This is a genomic window from Streptomyces phaeolivaceus, assembly GCF_009184865.1.
Taxonomy (GTDB): Bacteria; Actinomycetota; Actinomycetes; order Streptomycetales; family Streptomycetaceae; genus Streptomyces; species Streptomyces phaeolivaceus.
The window spans coordinates 8,047,373-8,068,244 of the sequence record NZ_CP045096.1 but is presented as its reverse complement, the minus strand read 5'-3'; the positions used below and the strand labels follow the sequence as shown (position 1 = coordinate 8,068,244).

Sequence of the window (20,872 nt, the reverse complement as noted above, 5' to 3'; positions counted from 1 at the left end):
CACGTCCGCCCGAACTCCTGCCTGTTCATTACCCACAGTGAGGGTCACTGAGACAGAAAGCCAGAGGAAGCCTGAAATCTGTGGATAACAAGTCGGCTGTGGACAAGCCCTTAACTCCGGAGAGTGACAACCGGACGAGCGCGCTCGACTTGAGGCGCCCTCAAGGCTTCCCTGGCGCCGGAAATCTCCGCTCGTTGCGGTCGATCTTCGCATCCAGCGCCGACAACGGATCGATGCCCAGCACCGCGCAGAACTGGAGCAGATACGCGAGCACGTCGGCGACCTCGTCCGTGACACGGTGCGCGGTCTCCGGGTCCGCCATCACGCGCGCGGACTCCTCCGGGGTCAACCACTGGAAGATCTCCACGAGTTCGGACGCCTCGACGCTCAGCGCCGCGACCAGGTTCTTGGGTGTGTGGAACCGCTGCCAGTCCCGGGCGGCGGCGAACTCGGCCAGCCGCCGCTGCAGCGCGGGCAGGTCAAGCTCTCGTACGGGTTCTCGTGTTGGTTCCTGCGCGGCTTCTCGTACGGGTTCTCGTGCGGGTTCAGGATCTTTCACGGGTTCAGGTCTACCACCGTCACCCCTGCCACCCCGGCGGCCCAGGACGCGTCGCTCACCGCGCCGACCAGCCGGATGTGCCCCCGTTCGCACATCCGGGCCGCCAGCCGCACCAACTCCAGGGCCTGCCTGGGGTCGAGGGCCCGGTCGAAGCCGTCGGCGAGGACCGTGAGCGTCTGGAGTGCCGCGGGCACCTCCACGACCGGGTCGATCTCCAGCACACCGGGGCCGGTGAACAGCACGAGGGCCAGTGCCAGATACCTCAACTCCCCGTCCCCGAGCAGCCCCAGGGCGGTCCGCACGCCGTCGCCCCGGTCCAGCACCGCCCGTACCGCGCCGTCGCGCAGCGGCTCGGCGAGCAGATCGAGCACCGGTCCCGCACAGCCGTCGCGCACGGCACCGACGAGCAGCGCGTGCCGTCGCCCGCACTCGGTCCGCGTACGCCAGAGCACGTCGGCGAGGTTGTCGCAGCCCCGGAGCAGCCGGCCGGAGCCGAGCGGCACGGCGGCGCGCATCCGGCCGGGGCGCGGATCACAGGCGTAGACCGAGCGCAGGGCGACCACCATCTGTTCGGCGGCGGCGAGGACCTGGCGCTGGCCGTCCGTCTTTCCGGCGACGCGCAGAGGGAGCAGCGCGGTGCCGAGCAGGTCGTCGGGGAGGGGGCCCCGGGTGACCGGGGATGTGCCGGCGGTGTGCCAGGAGGCCTGGACGACGGGGCGGCTCGGGTCGACGAGCGCGGTCTCCAGGAGCGTCAGCCCGCCGGACCTCAACCGCTCGCCCACGATGCGGAGTTCGGGCTCGGCCTGGACGGCGACGTCGAGATGTACGGGTCCCTCCGGGCCGTCGGCCGTGCAGCCGATGCGGAAGCCGCGCCGGCGTTGGGCGTCGGGGCGGGCCCGTTCGGGGACACAGCTGAGCGGGTCGGGGAAGACCTCGCCGAGGTGGACGCCGCCCCCGAGTCTCGCCAGTGCCTCGTACGCCCGCAGCGCGGTGGTCTTGCCGCTGCCGCTGCGGCCCGCGAGGAGGGTCAGCGGCCCCAGTGGGAGGAAGACACCGCGGTGCCCGGCGAAGGCGGACAGCCGCAACTCGGTGACCCTCGGCCGCTCCGGACGCGCCCCGGCGTCCACGCCGGACACCACCGGCGACAGGGATGACACGGTCATATGCGGACCGTAAGGCCCCGCCGGGCAGGCAAACCGTTCCGCCGAGTGGATCTTCCCGCTATCGGGGGAGCGCCCGGCCGAGACGAGGGCGCCCCGAGCAACCGAGGAGCGCGCAAGACCGACTACGGGCGCCCCGAACACCGGGAGCGCTCATTGGGGGCGGTTCCAGGAGAGATCAGGAGAGATGGAGTGCGGTGGAGAGAAGGAAGAGGGACGGAGGCCAGGCCGAGGGGGAGGCGGAGAAGGGAGGTCGAGGGAGGGAGGCGGAGCCCACTGGGCGGCGCCAACCGACTCTCCGTCGAACTCGGCCTCGGCCCGCAGCGCGACCATGCGGCACGCACCCTCGCCGACCCCGCCACCCACGGCCTCGCCAAGCGAGACGCGTCCGATCGCCGGCGCTCAGGGCAGGTCAGGAGTGCCGGGCACCCACCACGAGCGCGCCGAACCCGTACGGACGCCGGGCGTCGCCCCCCGGCGCTCCGGACTCAGCCGGAGCACCGCACCCGGGCCTCGCCTCACGCGGTCCGGACACGCGCGCCGCACCCCACAGGTCCAGGCACCCGCAGGCACCCTCGCCCGCCCCGCCCGTCACACCCCAGGAACCCCCGCGCCCTCCATCAACCCCCGCACCTCGGTTCCCGGGGGCGTGAGAAGGAACACGTTTCGGTCGACGCGGTGCATTCCGCTGGCGAGGCCGAAAACGACCCCCGTACTGAAATCGAGCACGCGTTTGGCGGTGTCGGTCTCCGCGCCGGAGAGGTCGAGCAGCACCGGGATGCCCGCCATCAGCGTCTCCGCCACGTCACGGGCGTCCGCGAAGACGTTGACACGCAGCACCACGAAACGCCGCCGGGCCTCGGTCTCGGCTTCCGGTATGGTCCGGTGGCCGACCGCCGACGGCCAGGCGTCCCGGCCCCGCAACGGCACGACCTGGGCGAGCCCCTCCCACTGTTCGTCGGTGACATCGTGGCTGTTCACCCTGTTCACCGGCCCTCCCCCTGGCTCGCACTGAATGACTGCATCAGCCAATTCTTACGCATGGTCACCCGTTCGGCCCAACAGCGACACGGACCGCGACACCCCTGTCCCGCACAACGGCCGGAACCCGCCCTCACAGCCCCTTGCGCCGCCGTGTGTGGCGGGCGTAACGCTCCATGATCAGGTCATGTGACACAGGCGTAACGGGCAATTCGTACGATCGAACCTCCCGGACGGGTCCCGGACAGCTCCGGACGGGTTCCGGTCGGCTCCCGGAGGCTGAGCGGAAGCCGACCGGCCGCCGTACCAGAACGCAACCGCCCGACCGCACCGCCACCGGACCGACGGCCCGGCCGACCCATGGACCGCCGTGCCGGAGATGCGACCGACCGGACACCCGGACGCCGACAGAGAGGGGCCGCCCGTGGCCGCACAGGGCCCGCGGAGCACCACGAGCAGCACGACCCAGGTGCGGACCGTGTGCTCGTACTGCGGTGTCGGCTGCGGCATGCTCCTGGACGTCGGGATGGGGCCCGACGGCCGGCGCACGGTCCTGAAGGCGTCCGGCGACAAGTCCCACCCGGCGAACTTCGGCCGTCTCTGCACCAAGGGCGCGACCACGGCCGACATGCTGTCCGCGCCCGGCCGCCTCACCACCGCCCTCGTCCGGGACGACCGGGGCGACGAACCGGCCCCCGCGCCCGTCGCGGACGCGATCGCCGAGACCGCCCGGCGGCTGCGCGCGATCATCGACGAGCACGGGCCGGACGCGTTCGCCTTCTATGTCTCCGGGCAGATGAGCCTGGAAGCCCAGTATCTGGCGAACAAGCTGGCCAAGGGCTTCATCCGCACCAACCAGATCGAGTCCAACTCCCGGCTGTGCATGGCGAGCGCGGGCACCGGCTACAAGTTGTCGCTGGGCGCCGACGGACCGCCCGGCTCGTACGAGGATCTCGACAAGGCGGATGTCTTCCTCGTCATCGGATCGAACATGGCCGACTGCCATCCGATCCTGTTCCTCCGGATGATGGACCGGGTCAAAGCGGGTGCGAAACTGATCGTCGTCGACCCGCGGCGGACGGCGACGGCCGAGAAGGCCGATCTCTTCCTCCAGATACGCCCCGGCGCGGACCTCGCCCTCCTCAACGGTCTCCTCCACCTCCTGCACACGAACGGGCACACCGACCCCGAGTTCATCGCCGCCCACACCGAGGGCTGGGAGGCGATGCCCGACTTCCTCGCCGAGTACCCGCCGGAGGCCGTCGCGGACCTCACCGGCATCCCGGCGGACGACATCCGCGAGGCCGCCCGGCTGATCGGCGAGGCCGCCGAGTGGACGAGCTGCTGGACCATGGGGCTCAACCAGTCCACGCACGGCACCTGGAACACCAACGCGCTCGTCAACCTCCATCTGGCGACCGGCGCGATCTGCCGTCCGGGCAGCGGCCCCTTCTCGCTCACCGGGCAGCCCAACGCCATGGGCGGACGCGAAATGGGCTATATGGGCCCGGGGTTGCCGGGGCAGCGGTCCGTACTCGTCGACGCGGAACGGGCGTTCGTCGAGGAGCTGTGGGAGCTGGCCCCGGACAGCCTCCGCAAGGACGGCGTCGGCAAGGGCACCGTCGAGATGTTCCAGAAGATGGCCGACGGGGAGATCAAGGCCTGTTGGATCATCTGCACCAACCCGGTCGCGTCGGTCGGCAACCGGAAGACCGTGATCGAGGGGCTGGAGGCCGCCGAGTTCGTCGTCACCCAGGACGTCTTCGCGGACACCGAGACCAACGCGTACGCCGATGTCGTGCTGCCGGGTGCGCTGTGGACCGAGTCCGAGGGCGTCCTCATCAACAGCGAGCGGAATCTCACGCTCGCGGCCCCCGCCGCCGACCCGCCCGGCGAGGCGACGGCCGACTGGCGGATCATCGCGGCCGTCGCACGGGAGATGGGCTTCGAGAAGGGCTTCTCCTACGACAGCGCCGAGCAGGTCTTCGAGGAGATCAAGCGGGCCTGGAACCCGAAGACCGGCTGGGATCTGCGGGGTGTCACGTACGAGCGGCTGCGGTCCGGGTCCGTGCAGTGGCCGACGGCCTCGGAGGACGGGCCGGCCCGCAATCCGATCCGGTACGCCGGGGCCGGGGCGGACGGAGGGCTCCTCTTCCCCACCGCGAGCGGGCGGGCCGTCTTCCACGCCCGGCCGCACATGCCGGCCGCCGAACTGCCCGACGACGACTACCCGTTCGTGCTCAACACCGGCCGCTTGCAGCACCAGTGGCACACCCTGACCAAGACGGGCAGGGTCGCCAAGCTCAACAAGCTGAACCCCGGGCCGTTCGTGGAGGTGCATCCCGAGGACGCGCGTGAACTCGGCGTCCAGGACGGGGACTCCGTGGAGGTCGCGTCCCGGCGGGGGCGTGCCGTGCTCCCGGCGGTGGTGTCGGACCGGGTGATGCCCGGGTGCGTGTTCGCCCCGTTCCACTGGAACGACCTGTTCGGCGAGTACCTCAGCATCAACGCGGTGACGAGCGACGCGGTGGATCCGTTGTCGTTCCAGCCGGAGTTGAAGGTGTGCGCGGTGTCGCTGGCGAAGGTGGCGGCGCCGGTACGGGTGTCGGCGCCGACACCAACTCTGGCCGACACCAAGCCCGTCGGGTCGCTCGCGCCGGCGACGGTGACCGTACCGACGACGGTCACCCCCGGTGGCAACCCGTTCGGTCTCGAGCCCTCTCCCCCGCCCGTCCTCTCCGCCCAGGAACGCCAGTACCTCACCGGCTTCCTCGCCGGGCTCGGCTCCGGGGTGCAGGGGGTGCCCGTACTGCCGGTGGACGCGCCGTTCAGCCCCGAGCACGCGATGTGGGTGAACGGGGTGCTCGCCGGGATGTACTCACGGTCGGCGACCCCGAGCACGGCGCCCGCCGCCACCGGAACCACCGGGCCCGCCGGACGGGAGGCCCCCGGACGCGAGGTCGTCGTGCTGTGGGCCTCGCAGACCGGGACCGCCGAGGAGTTCGCGACGGCCGCCGCCGAGCACCTCGGGGCCGCCGGACACCGGGCGACGCTCGTCGGCATGGACGAGGCCATTCCCGACCAACTACCGCTCGGCGCCGACCTGTTGCTGATCACCAGCACCTTCGGGGACGGCGACGCCCCCGACAACGGCTCCGGCTTCTGGGACGCGCTCTCCCACCAGGAGGCCCCCCGCCTGGACGGCGTGCGCTACGCCGTACTGGCCTTCGGCGACTCCTCCTACGACGACTTCTGCGGCCACGGCCGCCGACTGGACGCCCGGCTCGACGAGTTGGGCGCCGTACGCCTGGCCCCGCGCACGGACTGCGAGCCGGACTACGAACCATCGGCGGACGCCTGGCTGGGCCAGGTCATCAGCGCGCTCGGCACGGACGCGGAGGCGGACGCGGGTACGGCGACCGCAGGTGGCGCGGGCACGACCGGTACGACGGGTACGGTGGCGCAGCCGCAGTCCCGTCCTGGCTCAGCCCCCGGCTCCGCTCCCGCGTCCGTCCCCCGCGCCCCCAAGCCCGCGCCCGCCGTCGCCCGGCTGGTCGGCAACCGGCTGCTCAGCCTGCCCGGGGCGGGCAAGGAGGTACGCCGGTTCACCTTCGACACCAGCGGGACGGGACTGTCGTACGAGGCGGGCGACGCGCTCGGCGTACGGCCGGTCAACTCCCTGGACCTGGTGGCGGAGTGGCTGGCGGTGACCGGTCTGGACGGCTCGACTCCCGTGGAGGTCAACGGAGTTGGCGAGGTCCCTTTCGCCGAGGCGCTGCACCGGCATCTCGACATCACCCGGATCACCTCGGACCTGCTCCGCTTCGCGGCCGAACGGACGCGGGACAACCGGGAGTTGAAGCGGCTGACCCGCCCGGACAACAAGGACGGGCTGGCCCAGTGGTCATGGGGACGGCAGGCCGTCGACGTGGTGGCCGAGTTCGCCGTACGGGCCTCCGCGCAGGAGTGGACCGGTGTGTTCAAACGGCTCCAGCCCCGGCTGTACTCCATCTCGTCGAGCCCGCTCGTCGACCCGCACCACATCTCACTGACGGTGTCGGTCGTGCGGTACGAGAACCTGCGCGGGCGCCCGCGCGGCGGGGTCTGCTCGCCCTTCCTCGCGGACGGCGAGGCGGACCTGGAAGTACCGGTCTTCGTGCAGCGCTCGCCGCACTTCCGGCCGCCCGCCGACGCGACGACCCCCATGATCATGGTCGGCCCCGGCACCGGGGTCGCCCCCTTCGTCGGCTTCCTGGACGAGCGTCGGGCGCTCGGCCACCGGGCGCCCAACTGGCTGTTCTTCGGGGAGCAGCACCAAGCGTCGGACTTCTACTACGAGGAGGAGCTGACGGCTCTTCAGGAGGCGGGCACGCTCAGCCGGTTGGACACCGCGTTCTCCCGCGACCAGCGCGCGAAGGTGTACGTCCAGGACCGGATGCGCGAGCACGGCCCCGAGTTGTGGCACTGGCTCCAGGACGGCGCCCGCTTCTATGTCTGCGGCGACGCCTCCCGTATGGCGAAGGACGTCGACCAGGCGCTGCGGGACATCGCGGCCACCCACGGCGGTATGACGGAGGGCGAGGCCGCCGCGTACGTCAAGCAACTCTCCACGGAGAAGCGGTACGTGCGGGACGTGTACTGAGCGCCCTCCCCCCTTTGCCATCTCTTTACAACGCGGTCCGTCCCTGTCTCGTCTCTCCGCTCGCTACGTGATGCCGCCGTGCCCCGGGCAATCTGCCGGGTGGCGGCAGGGAACCGACGAGAGAGAGCGACTCATGCGCCGAACCGTCCTCAGTGCCACGGCACTCGCCTTCACCACCGTGCTGGCGACCGCGTTGCCCGCGTTCGCGGACGGCACCAGCCCGTCGGCCGTACCGCAGGAGGCCTCCAAGGCGCCGAGCCCGGTCCCGTCCGCCCCCACCGCGGAGCCTCCGACGGAGGCCGAACCCAGCAAGGTCCCGGCCGACCGCGACGCGACCCCGGCGCCGAGCCAGGTCTCGGTCGTGCCCAGCGGCGCCCCCGACACCGGTGTGGTGGCGGAGTCGAAGGAGTCGGGCGGCGCGAGCGTCCTGGCCGGTACCGGCGCCGCCGCCCTGCTCGTCGGTGGCGGCGCGGCCGTCGTGCTCGTACGCCGCAGGCGGGCGAACGAGGCGTGACACGGCTCTCCAGGCGCGCCTTCGTCACCGCGGCGGGTGCCTCACTGCTCGTGGGCTGCGAGGGCGGCAGCCGCACCGACCACGCCACGACCACGCCTTCCGAGGGCGGCGCGTCCCCGTCCCGGTCCACACCGTCCGACACCGGCGTGGGCGCCGCGCGCGCCCTCGGCCGCTCGGTGCCGGTGCGGCTGCTGATCCCGGCGATCGAGGTCGACACCCCGGTCATCCGGCTGGGGCTGGCCCCGGACGGCACCGTGGAGGTGCCGCCGATCACGGCGCACGACCGGGCGGGCTGGTACCGGCACTCCCCGACACCGGGCCAGACCGGCCCGTCGGTGATCCTGGGTCATGTCACGGTGGGCTCGTACGGGGACGGCGTGTTCCGTCATCTCGCCCGGCTGCGGCGGGGCGAGCGGATCGAGGCGCGCCTGGAGAACGGCACGACACCGGAGTTCACCGTCGACTCGGTACGGACGGTCCCCAAGGCCGACTTCCCGGCGGCCGAGGTCTACGGCAACGTGGACCGCCCCGCGCTGCGTCTCATCACCTGCGGCGGCCCCCGTACGGGACGCTCGGGAGACGAGTACGGAGACGAGTACGGAGACGATTACGACGAGTACCGGGGCGGCCACCGGGACGAGTACCGCGACAACGTGATCGTCTTCGCCACGCTGGACTCCGAGCGGAACGGGGAGCGTTGAAACGGTCCCGTGGATCCCGTGAGCAGGCCGCGTCCGAACTGTTCGCCGCCCTCTACCCGCGCCTCGCCGGCTGGTGCCGTCGGCTGGTCGACGACGACGAGACGGCCCACGAGATCGCGTCGGAGGCGTTCACCCGGCTCTGGGCCCGCTGGACCTCCGTGGCGGAGCCGCACGGTTTCCTCTACGTCACCGCGGCCAACCTCGTACGGGACCACTGGCGCAAACTCGAACGCGAACGCAGGGCGATGCACCGGGCCACCGCCGAGGCGGTGGTGCACCCGCGGTCGTCCCACACCGAACAGTCCGACCCCTCGGTCCGCATGCTCGTGCGGTCCCTGCCGGAACGGCTGCGGGTGCCGATCCTGCTGCACTACTACGCTGACATGCCGATCCGGGAGGTGTCCGAACTGACCGGACGCAAGGAAGGAACCGTCAAGGCCGACCTCCACGCGGCCCGCGAACTGCTCCGCGCCCATCTGAGGAGAAGCCTTGATCACACGCCCTGACGAGGGCCCGGACTTCGAGCCCGACGACCCGCTCACCGTCCTGCTGCGCCCCCCGGCCGACCGTCTCGGCCCGCCCCCCGGCCGCTACGAGACGATCCGCCGCACCGCCGCCCGCCGCCGACTCGTCCGGGCCGCGGCCGGTGCCGCCGCGACCTGCGCGGCCGTCGCCCTCCTCGCCCTCCCCACGTACTTCGCCGGGAACGACGCCCCCGCCTCCCCCTCGGTCCCCCTGGCCCCGCCCCCCGCGACCAGCGGTTCCCCCACCGCACCGCCGACCCCGGCGCCCGACACCCGGCCCCCCACCGAACAGCCCCCGAGCCCGGTCCCCTCGGGCCCACCCACCAAGTCCGCCGCCGAGACCACGGTCCCTTCGGCGACCCCGGCCCAGGGCACCGCACGAGCATCGAAGCCGCCATCGACTCCCTCAACTCCCTGAGTCGTCATCCGTATCCGTCGGTGCGCGGGGATGTCCCGGGAAGTTCCACGGCGATACGGATGCCTCCGGTGGGGCGCGGGGTGAGGGTGAGCGTTCCGTCGTGTGCCCGGGTGATGGTTCGGACGATGGCCAGGCCGAGGCCGACGCCCGCGTGGTCGGTGTGTACGCGCTCGGTGCCGCGCTGAAACGGTTCGGTGAGTGTCGAGACCAGCTGCGGGGTGAGTTCCTCGCCGGTGTTCTCGACGGTGAGCACCACGGCGCCGGGGCGAACGCCGGTGTTCACCCACACCGTGCCCTGTTCCGGCAGGTTGTGGACGATCGCGTTGTGCACGAGATTCATGGTCAACTGCAGCAGCAGCGCGTGCGATCCGCTCACGGAGGCGATGTCGCCGCGGGTCTCGACGGTGACGCCGCGCTTCTCCGCGAGAGGGAGAAGCGTTTCGGTGGCCTCCTCCGCGAGGAGGGACAGGTCGACCGGTTCTCGGGTGAAGGCGCGCTGGTCGGCCCGGCTGAGCAGGAGCAGCGCCTCGGTGAGGTCGATCGCCCGGGAGTTGACGGCGTGGAGGCGGTCGACGAGTTCACCGGCGTCGCGGCCGGGATCGGTGCGGGCCACGTCGAGAAGCGCCTTCGAGATCGCCAGCGGGGTCCGCAGCTCGTGGGAGGCGTTGGCCGCGAATCTCCGCTGCTCGGCGATGTGCGCCTCGTGCCGCGCGAGCATGGTGTCAAAGGCGTCGGAGAGTTCGCGGAACTCGTCCTTGCGGCCCGGTAGTCGGACGCGGTGGGAGAGCGATCCGTTCGCGGCCATGCGTGTGGCGTCGGTGATCCGGTGCAGAGGGGCGAGCATGCGGCCGGCCAGGATCCACCCTCCGACAAGGCCGAACACCAGCAGGAATGCCAGCACCCCGGCCGCTCTCGGGGCGAACACCTCCAGAAGGCCGGACCGGACGGGAAAGACTCCCTGCGTCAGGTCGTCGTCCTGGTCGATGAGCGTCGCCCGCTCGGGGACGTACCGCAGCAGGAACACCCACACGGCGGCGAGCAGCAACGCACCCGCCACCATGAGGAATCCGGCGTAGCTGAGGGTGAGTTTGAGGCGAACGCTCAGCCCGGGTGCCCTGCTCCTATCCACGCCCGCCCTCCTCGTGCCCGGCCTGCGGTCGCGTGTCGATCCGGTAGCCGACGCCGGGCACGGTGGCGATGATCGAGGGTTCGCCGAGCCGTTTGCGCAGTGCCGAGACGGTGATGCGTACGGCGTTGGTGAACGGGTCGGCGTTCTCGTCCCACGCCCGCTCCAGCAGCTCTTCGGCGCTGACGACACCGCCCTCGGCGGCGAGGAGGACGTCGAGCACGGCGAACTGCTTCCTGGTCAGCGCGACATAGCGGCCGTCCCGGTAGACCTCACGGCGGAACGGATCCAGCCGCAGACCGGCGAGCGCTCGCACGGGAGGTCTGTTGTGGGCACGTCTGCGGTCCAGCGCCCTGAGCCTGAGCGCGAGTTCTCGGAGTTCGAACGGCTTCGTCAGGTAGTCGTCGGCGCCGAGTTCGAACCCCGAGGCCTTGTCGTCGAGACGGTCGGCCGCGGTGAGCATCAGGATCGGCATACCGCTGCCGGAGGCGACGATCCGTTCGGCGATCTCGTCACCGGACGGTCCGGGGATGTCGCGGTCGAGGACGGCGATGTCATAGGCGTTGACGCTCAGCAGTTCCAGAGCGGTGTCGCCGTCACCGGCGAGATCGGCCGCGATCGCCTCCAACCGCAGGCCGTCGCGGATGGCCTCCGCCAGATAGGGCTCGTCCTCGACGATCAGCACACGCATACCGCCGAGGCTACGAGTCGGCACATATCGGCGGCGTATCGAAATCCACATACGGGCCGGCAACACCGCGCCGCCTTCACTGACGGCATGAACGATGTGAACGGCAAGCAATGACAGGGGTGGAGACGCCGGAGACGGGGCGGGGAGACGTGGACGGGGGCGGCGCGGGCCGAGGCGACATGTGCCGGGGTGGCTCGGGCCGTCGCGAAGGCACCGCCGGGAGTCGGCGCGCGGGGCGCCGCGAAGGCACCGCCGGGAGTCGGCGCGCGGGGCGCCGCGATGGCACCGCCGGGAGTCGGCGCGCGGGCATCCGCCGGGTGATGCGCATCGTGTCCCGGCCGGGGCCCTGGAAACGCGGCCTGCCGCTCGCCGCGTCGGCTCTGCTGCTGGGCCTGCTCCTCCTCCTGCACGCGTGGATCCCGAACCGCATCGGGGGCCTCGGCAGCCTGGTGGAGACGTTCCTGCCGTGGTTCGGACTGTTCGTCCCCGTACTGCTGCTCGCCGGGCTGTGGCGCCGATCCGCCGCTGCGGTGGCCGCACCGCTGCTGCCGGCCGTGGTGTGGCTGGCCCTCTTCGGCGGTCTCCTCGGCGACAAGTCGCACGGCACCGGCGACCTCACCGTGGTCAGCCACAACGTCGGCGCCGAGAACCCCGATCCGGCGGGCACGGCACGCGACCTGGCCGCGTCCGGGGCGGACCTGCTGGCGCTGCAGGAGGTGACACCGGAGGCAAAGGGCACGTACGAAAGGGAGTTGGCGCGGGCGTTCCCGTACCACTCGGTGCAGGGCACGGTCGGGCTGTGGAGCAGGCTGCCGCTGTCGGACACCCGGCCGGTCGACATCAAGATGGACTACGGACCGCTGGCGGACACCAAGCCGGCCGACGTCAAGCTCTCCTACAACCGCGCGCTGCGCACCACGGTGACCACGGACCACGGGCCCCTCGCCGTGTACGTGGCCCACCTGGGATCCGTACGGCTGAACCCCAGGTCCGGCTTCTGGACGACCACCCGGGACAGAAACGCACAGGCACTCGCCGAGGCCGTCACCGCCGAGAAGAACGAGCGGGTACTCCTGCTCGGCGACCTGAACGCCACCACCGACGACCGCGCCCTCGCCGACCTCACCTCCCAACTGCGCTCAACCCAGGAAACGGCCGGAGACGGCTTCGGCTTCAGCTGGCCCGCGCCTCTCCCGACGGCCCGCATCGACCAGATCCTGTTCCGCGGAGTACGACCGAACAGCTCCTGGGTACTCGCGGCCACCACCAGCGACCACCTTCCGGTGGCGGCCGACATCAGCTGGTGACCAACGGGCGGCCGGACGCAGGCAGCCGTCCGGGCGGCCCCAGGCCCAAAGCCCGACGGCTCGATCCACCGCCGGATGCCGAGACCGCCGAGCTGACGTGGAGCGATCCGAGGCAGGGGCAGGGGCAGGGGCAGGGGCAGGGGCAGGGGCAGGGGATGACTATGGCGCGGACACGCTCACGGCGGCGGCGGCGGCGGCCACGGAGACCGACTCGTCGCGGACCTCGGTGCTCGTGATGCGCCCGGCCCCCGCTTTCGGGATCCTCACCCTCCGCAACGTTCACGCCACATCGACGCCGTAGCCGCGCGCGAGTTCGGCCAGGCCATGGTCGTAGCCCTGCCCGACGGCACGCAGCCGCCAGCCCGGTCCTTCGTGTTCGGCTCACTTGCGGTGAAGTCGCGGCCGATCAGGTCCGGGGCCTTCGCCGCAGCCGGGTCCGCGGTCGTGGTGCGGTGCCTGCGCCGCAGTCGCACTCCGGCCAGGCCGATGCTCCGCATCACCCGGGCGATCCGCTTGTGGTTGATGCGCTCGCCCGTTTCGCGGAGTTCGGCGGTGATCCTGGGGACGCCGTAGGTGCCGCCCGATTCGTGGTGCACGGCCCGTATCCGGGTGGCGAGGCGGACGTCGGCGGCCTGACGGGCGGCCCGGTCCTCAGCGGTCCGGCGCCAGTAGTAGAAGCTGGAACGGGCGATGCCCAGGATGGTGCACAGCCGCTTCACGCCGAGCGGCGCTGGTGGTCGGCGACGAACTGGAAGCGGTTCACCAGCGTGTCTCCCGGGCGAAATACTTGGCCGCCTTGCGCAGGATCTCGCGTTCTTCCTCCAACTCACGGACCTTCTTGCGCAGCGCTGCGTTCTCCGCCTCCAACGGCGTGGGCGGATCGGTGGGCACCTCCGCCCGGCGTCCCCGCGGCCGGCTCGCGCCAGCCGCCCGGACCCAGTTGCGCAGGGTCTCGGGATTGATCCCCAGATCGGCGGCAACCTGCCGGATCGTCGCCTCGGGCCGCGACTGGTACAGCGCGACCGCGTCCGCCTTGAACTGCGGCGGATAGTTCTTCATGACCACGAGATGTCCGTTCTCAGATCCTCAGGATCCAGTGTCTCGTGTGTCCAAAATCAGGGGTCAGGGCCCGCCGAGGGCTACACCGTGATCCGTCACCAGCAGGAAGTTGGCACCAGCTGTTTCGATCTGGTCAGCACCGTGGCGAATCCGGGCGGCAACACCGTGGCACTGACGGAGCCCACCGACGCGACGCAGTTCCACCGACCCTTGAGGTCCGACCGTCGCCAGCTCATTTGGGACAGTATCTTTTGCGGTATTCCCGAGGTGGCACACCGTAGGCGGATCGGAAATTCTTGCTGAGCATCGCTGAGTCCGGCATGCCCCAGGCGGCGGCCAGTTCACTTATTTTCCGGTGTCGCAGATCTGGATCGACAAGGTCGCGTGCGAAACCCTCCAGACGCCGGCGCCTGATGTACTGCATGACACTCTCGCCGGCAGGTTCGAACAGCCGGTGCAGTTGCCGCACTGATATGTGATGCTCGGCCGCAATTGTTGCCGGTCCGACGCCGAAAAAGCTGAGCTGCCTTTCGATGGATTCCTTCACATCGATCAAGAGGGGGACACCGCCGGCCGGGTGGTAGTCGCTCATATCTGCGTACGCGATTCTCGCCATGGACATACCGAGAAAGCAAACGATATGCCCCAGGCCGGGACCTAATTCACCGTCGACGTTCCAAATTTCCGTGGCAAGAGTCCTGAGGAGGGGAAATAACAGCGATCCCGTCTGTGACTCCTCGGGTCTCCGTACCACGCGGAAAGCTCCCCGGTGTGCGGTCGGCATTGCGTCCATCATCTCTCCCGCGAAGCGGAGGACGAGTAGTCGCGAGACACCCGGCGTGTGAAATGAGAAGTCGGCACAGTTATCGGTGACAATAAGAGTGCCCGTATCGATTTCCACACAATGTCCCTCGTGGACCGTGAATGCGACCCCCGACAGCATGTAAAAGATGACGCATTGTGGCGACGCATGGGGATCGCTTGAGTCATTCTCGAACCTGATGGCGGCCGGTCCGCAGTCCACGGTCGTCACTTCAATTCCGTCCGCACTGATAGAGTTCATGTCCATGTGCGACATCGGCGTGCGCAAATAACTGCCGTAAGGATGCTCACCGGCAAGAAAGGGAAACTTCTCAGGATTGACCACGGAGGACCACCCTCCAATGCACAGAATCGGCAGGCCTTCTTACTTACCTTTCTTCTTACTGTCTTCGCCATCCAACTTCCAACGAAGTAATCATTTCGATTTGCAGTCAATAATATGAAGGCGATTTTCAGCCAACTTCCAGGCTTGCGTGAACGAATTAAAGCAGACAGCAAAGGCACCCCACCCTGTCGCCTGCATATGGTTATCTAATGGTAAGTAAACTTGCAGTGAACTAAAAATTGCCGAGAGGTTCGCGGTCTCGATGTGGTCGGCGATGTGGTCGGCGGCAGCTTCTGACATGGCGTCAGCGCCTGCGATATCGCCTGATCCAGCCGGGCTTGCGGGCCGTCTCCGTCACTCCGAACGTCCCCAGCCGCGTACGGGTGAAGGTGGCCAGTTCCTGATGCGATGCGAGTGGTTGCTCGGCACTGTGCTGCGTAGTCGGTGTGCTGTGGCAGGAGGTGGTCGGCGATGGTCTTGGATACGCGTCGCTGGTCAGAACCACGGCGATTCCGGGGGTTGTTGGGGCCCTTGGCGATGGGCTTGTCGGAGATCGCCCGAGAGATGAGTTCGGCGATCACGCATGGCGACGAGCTTTGGCTCGGTACTCCTGCATGATCAGCTCACATGCTCCGGCCCTCACCATGACCAGATGAACGGCCTACCTGAGCATCGAGCCATCGCTGACCCTGCGGGAGTTGTAAGCGGAAGCGGCGTCTCGGCGGCGTACGAGTCATATGGCACCGTCTGTCGCGAAGATCACCGTGAGCTCGATATCGATCCAGGCGCTGAGCGACGGCCAGGCGTCGTCGTGCTCCACGCCTTGGCGGCGAGGGACGGCGACTGCTCAGTCTCCTCGGCCGGGACGCCGACGAAGCGGTCTCGGTCTCGCTTGGGGACGGACTGAGCTTCTTCAGCGTTGCCGCTCCAGAGTGAGTACGGCCGCCGAGATTGCCGACATTCGGTTCGGGCCGCACCGGGATCTGCGGAAGATCCGCCACGACTTCAGTCGTGCGACGCCGCGTTCGACGGGCGCCCGTGCCGCGGACAGCGCGCGGTTGACGGTCTGCTGGGTCGGTGTGAGGTCGCCGTTCGGTGGGCGTCTGAGGGGTGTCGTCACCCATGGGCCTGCTCCCATGTAGGCGCGGTCGGCGAGGATGGGAACGCCCTGGCGTTCACAGATCCGGATGATCCGGTGGGCGCGGGCCGCGGTGAGGTCGTGCGCGCGGCCGGGCAGTGCGGGTGAGATCCACAGCAGCCGCCCGACAGGGTCGGTCACGACCTGCACGTTCACCCCGTGGCGTCGGTGTTTGTGGGAGAAGTCGGCCCGGCTGTCGCCGACTCGGTCGCACTCGGCGAGGGTGCCGTCGAGCAGGACGTGGTCCGGGTCGGCTACGCGCAGGGCGCGCAGCAGGCCGGGGCGCGGTCGGCGAGCAGGTCGACAACGGCTGTCGTGTAGGCGTGGGCGGTGCCCACGGAGATACCGAAGCCGGCCGCGAGCTGGGCGAGGGTGTCGTGCCGGCGCAGGTACACCAGGCCGACCAGCGCACGCTGGTGCGGCGATAGCTTGCAGCGGCGGTCACCCTCGCGGGTGACGATGAGCATGGTGACCCACTCGACCAGGGCGTGAGGAAGGTCGAGTGCGGCAGAATACGGAACCAACGCGGCTCCTGCGCCTGTGGGTTGAGACTTCGAACACCTCCCCCGACGGCACGGGAGCCTCGTGCGTTGCGGGCACCGATCCCGTCACCCGATCAGTGGCCACGCTGAAAGAGCTCACTGATCGACAACCGGGTCCGGGCATGGTTCCACGAAATGTCCGTTGATCCACATCCGTGCGAAGGAGGGGAGGGTAAAGCCACCGGCCCTTCGCCGGTCGGCCATCGGAAGACGGGCAGTGAACACCAACTGATCTGCAGGCGAGAGCGGCACCCGTTCAGGGGCATCATCACTGCGACCAACGTCAACGACGTCACCCGAATCCTGGCCCTGCCGGACGGCATCCCGCCCGTCACCGGCAAGCCGGGCCGTCCACGCGGGCCCCCGGTCCTGCTCCACCAGTTCAATCGCCTGGCCGCCCAGTGGGAAAGACGGCTCGACCTGCACGACGCTCACGTCTCCCTCGTCCTCTGCCTCATCTGCTGGAGATGCCTCAAGAAGGCTCGCCCATGATCGGATTGCGAGCTCTGCGCACTCTCATTGCACCGTTTCAGCCAGTTCGCGCGGCCTTTGCCCGTCGCCTCGGGAGGACCGGACTACCGAGGCGACGGGCAAAAGGCCGCGCTCAGCGACCGGACCCACCGCCGACTCCGGTGGCGTGGCACGTACTGACAGAAAACTGCGCACTGGATGACAAGTATCAGGAAAAATAACCTGGCACCATACACAGAAGTAGCCGCGACTTAGTTTTCAAATAACGGCGACCGAACTGGCGGAATTGACCAACCCGCACAACTCGCGTCCAGGACCGCTTCCTGTGCGACAGAACGCGACCAGGTGGCGGAAACCCTCATGGGCTGTTCTGAGGGGCTCGACGTTCTTGCCGACGCCGGATTCATTTCCATCCGGATCGCCGAGCAAAACTCCACGAAACCCTCTATCGCATTCGCATTCGCAGGAAGGCGAACACACGTGACCGAAGAAAACGTTACTCCGTTCACCCCGCACAATGCGGGTCACGTGGCCGATCCCGACGACGCTCTCGAAGCCGCGCGCCGCGAGTGCCCCGTCACCCAAGTCAGTGATGTCTTGTTCGTCGTGACCTCTGACAGAGATGTCCGAGCCCTGTTCAAGGATAGTGCGGCCTTTTCGAACAGGGGGAACTTCACGATTGGCCGCGAAGATCGGAATCACGCATTTCCTGGTATTACGAACCTCGACCCGCCAGTACACACGGAACTACGGTCGAGGCTTCTTCGGAGCATGGCTCCCAAGAAGCTCCGCTTGCTCGGTCCACATGTCGCACGAGTCATAGCGAAGACGATGGACGGGCTACCGCTCTCCGGCGAAGTGGACCTCCACAAGGACTACATATCGCACATCCCGTCGGCCGTGACGTACTCCATGATCGGCCTTTCCGAGGAGTACTGGTCCGAGGTCGAGGTCCTGGCGGACGCGCTGGTCGAGGCGGTCCCTGCGCCCGAGACGACCATGCCGGAATACGACAGACTGATGGAACTGATGGGTCAGATCGTGCGCGACCGGCGCGAACATCCTGAGCACCGCCGGGACGACGTCCTGGACAATCTCTGTTTCGCTGCTCCGGGAGAGCGCGAGATGGAAGACCTTGAGGTCGTCATGCACTTGAGGCAACTCTTCGCCGCTGCTACGGACACAACCCGTGCGTTGATTGCGAATTGCATATACCGGCTCTTGGAACATGGCGACTGGGCGCGCATAGTTGCCGACCGATCGCTGCTCAAAAACGCAATCGAAGAGTCTCTGAGGTTTGACTCGCCGGCGCAGTTCATGACGCGATCCGTAGTACAGGACACCGTCATCGGCGAGTGCCCCGTGACCGCGGGTCACAAGGCTTACCTCAGCATCCAGTCTGCCAATCACGACGACGCTGCCTGGGGATCGACAGCTCGTCATTTCGATATCACACGACAGGTTGCCGTGCAGCATGTCGCCTTTGGACGCGGTATTCACAGTTGCCTCGGTGCGCCGTTGGCCCGAATGGAGGCGTATATGGCGATCGACGCCCTCATGGATCATTATCCGCGCATGGCTGCCGGCCGCCGAGCGACGTGGGAGAAGTGTGATGGGCTGCTCCTGAGGCGCCCGAGGGAAGTATGGGCCCAGCTCGTGGGGGAGACGCCCGCAGTGACCCGCACCAGCGGCAACGCTGGGCAGGTGACCGGATGAAGCGGGTCGTACTGGACCGTGTCACCTGCGAAGGGCACGGCATGTGCGAAGTTGCGGCACCGGCCTACTTCGAGCTTGACGATGAGGGTGCGCTGACGGTACTCGAGCCGCAGATCAGCACTGATGATGAATCGCGGGTCCAGGAAGCGGTTCGAAGTTGCCCGGTCGGTGCTCTGCGACTCGAAGCATGAGGCCGAGGGAGGAGTACGACTCCGTGCTGCGGACGCTTCCCTACCGTCGATGAACCGCGGCTCTGGCCCACGTTCCCGGAACTGCGGACCAAGTCGTTTCGATCGCCATCAGCGCGATCGCGGCACGTCGGCGAATAGCCAATGCGGCGAAGTTCAGTCCAATGTTCCGCGCGGCCTTTGCCCGTCACCGCGGCAGGACCGGGCTACCTCGCCGGCCACCCTCCACGACCGTACCCACCGCCAACTCCGGTGACGTGGCACGCACCGACAGAAAACTGCGCACGGGATGACAAGTGTCAGGAAAAATAACCTGCCACCATAAACGGAGTAGGCGAGATCTGGTCGTCCAAATAACTACGACCGGACTGGCGAGTGAGTTGCGCGACCTCGACCGCTCCGGCGCATGCACCGTTGCGGTGCCCTACGGGGCAGTTTGATTCTCTCATCCTATCGCTTCCGGGAGATACCTTATGACCGCTCGAAGTAGTATGGATATCGCCGTCGTAGGGAACGGCGTACTCGGACTCTCGATCGCTGCCGAAATCGCACGCCGGGCACCGAAGCTCAACATCGCGGTAATCGGCCCTCCGGGACGGAACCTCTCGGCATCCATGGCGGCCGGCGCAATGCTGAATTGCTTCGGCGAAGCGACAAAATACACCCATCAACATCCTGCCGCCGAAGCCAAATTCGCCATCGCACGCCAAGCGCTCGACGAGTGGCCCGCGTGGCTGGACCGGCTCTGCGACGACGTCGGGCACGACGCCACGGCCCTGCGTGCCTCGCGAACCGGGGGTACGTTCGTGCTGCTCAGCGGCAGGTCGGGGCAGCTCGCCCAGGAGAACTTCCAGGCCATGCGCGCAGCGCTCATCAAGTACGACGAGCCGCACGAGCAGGTCGACCCCCAGGACATCGAGGGCCTGGATCCCAGCCCCAGCGCACGCCCCTCGCACGCCGTGCACCTGCCCCGCGAAGGCGCCATCGACGCACGGGCCGTCGTCACCGCGCTGGAAGCAGCAGCGTGCCGCCATGGCGTCCACATTCTTCCCGCCACGGTGCAGGCCCTCCTGGCTGGCGCCGACACAGTCACCGGCGTGCGGTTCACCGACGGCAGCACACTCAGGGCCGACACCGTCATCCTCGCGGCCGGAAGTGCCAGCAGCGCTCTCGCCGACACTGTCCTGCCTCCCGGCGAGACCCCACCCATGCTGCACGGCAACGGTCTGTCACTGCTCACCCGGCGCACAGTCCCCCACCGCGCCCGCGAGGTACTGCGCACACCCATCCGCGCCGGATCATGCGGCCTCCACCTGGTGCCCCTGGCCCGAGAGGACTGGGAGTACATAGGCGCCAACAACATGGTCACGCTCCATCCGGCACACGGACCCGGGGTCGGCGACGGCCACGCGTTCCTGCGCCAGATATGCGAGCACCTCGACCAGAAGATCGCGTCCTCGCAGGTCACCCAATGGCTGCACGGAGCGCGCCCGATGTCCCTGGACTGCTTCCCCCTGATCGGTGAGAGCAGCCTCCGTGGGCTCCACTTCGCCACCGGAACCTACCGGGACGGATTCCACTGCTCACCGGTCATCGCCCGCCAGGTCGCCGATACCGTCCTGAACCAGGCCACCACCAACCCGGACTTCGACTGGTTCACCCCGAAACGCCTGCCGATCCAGACCATGACCGTCGAGCAGGCCATCGCGGAATTCGCTTCGCACGAAGTGGATGCCGCCTACGAATACGGCCTGACCCTTCCCTTCTGGCTCGACAGCGAAACGGTCGCTCAGCACTCGAGGCAGCGGGCCCGACGAGTTCACGAAGAGCTGGACGAACTCGTTGCTCTGCCGCCGGACAACCTCATGGCTCTCCAGGGCCTCACCGCCTCGGAAGGTCTGGCCGACTTGCGCCTTTACCTGCACGCGGCGCGCACCTACCACCAGAAACCCACACAGGCCACGGCAGTTTAGCCCTGGGCGCCACCT

18 protein-coding genes and 2 pseudogenes are annotated in these 20,872 nt (G+C 68.7%); 9 read left to right on the top strand and 11 right to left on the bottom strand.

The genetic code is table 11. The annotated features are described in order from the left end of the window. Positions 1-160: 160 nt before the first annotated feature. From F9278_RS37105 to F9278_RS37095, 3 genes are all read right to left on the bottom strand, one after another. Positions 161-478: a nucleotide pyrophosphohydrolase gene (locus tag F9278_RS37105; protein WP_226967364.1), complete on the bottom strand. Its 318-nt coding sequence runs from the start codon at positions 476-478 to the stop codon at positions 161-163. A gap of 77 nt (positions 479-555) precedes the next feature. After that, positions 556-1,722 carry an AAA family ATPase gene (locus tag F9278_RS37100; RefSeq protein ID WP_152172208.1) on the bottom strand — a complete coding sequence of 389 codons (1,167 nt, stop codon included), beginning with the start codon at positions 1,720-1,722 and terminating at the stop codon, positions 556-558. Between the two features lie 588 nt (positions 1,723-2,310). Beyond that, positions 2,311-2,700: a cell division protein SepF gene (locus F9278_RS37095; RefSeq protein ID WP_152174348.1), complete on the bottom strand. Its 390-nt coding sequence runs from the start codon at positions 2,698-2,700 to the stop codon at positions 2,311-2,313. A 424-nt stretch (positions 2,701-3,124) separates the two neighbouring features. Between F9278_RS37095 and F9278_RS37085 the strand changes: the two genes are divergently transcribed. The 5 genes from F9278_RS37085 to F9278_RS37065 all read left to right on the top strand — a co-directional run bounded on the left by F9278_RS37085 (position 3,125) and on the right by F9278_RS37065 (position 9,499). Further along, on the top strand, positions 3,125-7,342 hold the full coding sequence (locus F9278_RS37085) for a bifunctional nitrate reductase/sulfite reductase flavoprotein subunit alpha (RefSeq protein WP_152172206.1): 4,218 nt from the start codon (positions 3,125-3,127) through the stop codon (positions 7,340-7,342). Positions 7,343-7,475: 133 nt separating this feature from the next. Next, positions 7,476-7,856 carry a Tat pathway signal sequence domain protein gene (locus tag F9278_RS37080; RefSeq protein WP_152172205.1) on the top strand — a complete coding sequence of 127 codons (381 nt, stop codon included), beginning with the start codon at positions 7,476-7,478 and terminating at the stop codon, positions 7,854-7,856. Continuing rightward, positions 7,853-8,557 carry a class F sortase gene (locus F9278_RS37075; protein WP_152172204.1) on the top strand — a complete coding sequence of 235 codons (705 nt, stop codon included), beginning with the start codon at positions 7,853-7,855 and terminating at the stop codon, positions 8,555-8,557. The genes F9278_RS37080 and F9278_RS37075 overlap by 4 nt, the downstream gene beginning before the upstream one ends. Further along, positions 8,554-9,063: an RNA polymerase sigma factor gene (locus F9278_RS37070; RefSeq protein ID WP_152172203.1), complete on the top strand. Its 510-nt coding sequence runs from the start codon at positions 8,554-8,556 to the stop codon at positions 9,061-9,063. Before F9278_RS37075 ends, F9278_RS37070 begins: the two co-directional genes overlap by 4 nt. After that, positions 9,047-9,499 carry a hypothetical protein gene (locus F9278_RS37065; RefSeq protein WP_152172202.1) on the top strand — a complete coding sequence of 151 codons (453 nt, stop codon included), beginning with the start codon at positions 9,047-9,049 and terminating at the stop codon, positions 9,497-9,499. The genes F9278_RS37070 and F9278_RS37065 overlap by 17 nt, the downstream gene beginning before the upstream one ends. Before the next feature lie 4 nt (positions 9,500-9,503). On the opposite strand, the gene F9278_RS37060 is transcribed toward F9278_RS37065, so the two are convergent. Beyond that, positions 9,504-10,559: a sensor histidine kinase gene (locus F9278_RS37060; RefSeq protein ID WP_193242072.1), complete on the bottom strand. Its 1,056-nt coding sequence runs from the start codon at positions 10,557-10,559 to the stop codon at positions 9,504-9,506. 61 nt (positions 10,560-10,620) lie between these two features. Beyond that, positions 10,621-11,316, bottom strand: a complete 696-nt coding sequence (locus F9278_RS37055; RefSeq protein WP_152172201.1) for a response regulator transcription factor — start codon at positions 11,314-11,316, stop codon at positions 10,621-10,623. A 320-nt stretch (positions 11,317-11,636) separates the two neighbouring features. Between F9278_RS37055 and F9278_RS37050 the strand changes: the two genes are divergently transcribed. Next, positions 11,637-12,623, top strand: a complete 987-nt coding sequence (locus F9278_RS37050) for an endonuclease/exonuclease/phosphatase family protein (RefSeq protein ID WP_226967111.1) — start codon at positions 11,637-11,639, stop codon at positions 12,621-12,623. A gap of 368 nt (positions 12,624-12,991) precedes the next feature. Here F9278_RS37050 and F9278_RS48885 read toward each other — a convergent pair. From F9278_RS48885 to F9278_RS37020, 6 genes and pseudogenes are all read right to left on the bottom strand, one after another. Then, positions 12,992-13,342 (bottom strand): annotated as a pseudogene (locus F9278_RS48885) (IS3 family transposase); the annotation flags it as partial. A gap of 40 nt (positions 13,343-13,382) precedes the next feature. Next, positions 13,383-13,682 (bottom strand): transposase, encoded by a 300-nt coding sequence (locus tag F9278_RS37040; RefSeq protein ID WP_226967110.1) that lies wholly within the window; start codon positions 13,680-13,682, stop codon positions 13,383-13,385. Between the two features lie 232 nt (positions 13,683-13,914). Then, complete coding sequence (locus F9278_RS37035; protein ID WP_226967109.1) at positions 13,915-14,829, bottom strand: helix-turn-helix domain-containing protein; 915 nt, start codon at positions 14,827-14,829, stop codon at positions 13,915-13,917. 90 nt (positions 14,830-14,919) lie between these two features. After that, positions 14,920-15,129, bottom strand: a complete 210-nt coding sequence (locus F9278_RS37030) for a hypothetical protein (RefSeq protein ID WP_152172198.1) — start codon at positions 15,127-15,129, stop codon at positions 14,920-14,922. Between the two features lie 613 nt (positions 15,130-15,742). Beyond that, positions 15,743-16,491: pseudogene (locus F9278_RS37025) on the bottom strand (transposase). Between the two features lie 114 nt (positions 16,492-16,605). Beyond that, entirely contained in the window at positions 16,606-16,944 is a 339-nt protein-coding gene (locus F9278_RS37020; protein WP_152172197.1) for a hypothetical protein, read from the bottom strand. 381 nt (positions 16,945-17,325) lie between these two features. On the opposite strand from F9278_RS37020, the gene F9278_RS37015 reads away from it, so the two are divergent. From F9278_RS37015 to F9278_RS37005, 3 genes are all read left to right on the top strand, one after another. Further along, a complete protein-coding gene (locus F9278_RS37015; RefSeq protein WP_152172196.1) occupies positions 17,326-18,696 on the top strand; it encodes a cytochrome P450 in 1,371 nt (456 codons plus the stop codon). Continuing rightward, the gene (locus F9278_RS37010) at positions 18,693-18,887 is read left to right on the top strand and encodes a ferredoxin (RefSeq protein WP_152172195.1); all 195 of its coding nucleotides are present in this window, start codon (positions 18,693-18,695) and stop codon (positions 18,885-18,887) included. The genes F9278_RS37015 and F9278_RS37010 overlap by 4 nt, the downstream gene beginning before the upstream one ends. A gap of 488 nt (positions 18,888-19,375) precedes the next feature. Then, positions 19,376-20,857, top strand: coding sequence for an NAD(P)/FAD-dependent oxidoreductase (locus F9278_RS37005; RefSeq protein ID WP_193241802.1), 1,482 nt, complete (start codon positions 19,376-19,378; stop codon positions 20,855-20,857). Positions 20,858-20,872 lie beyond the last annotated feature (15 nt).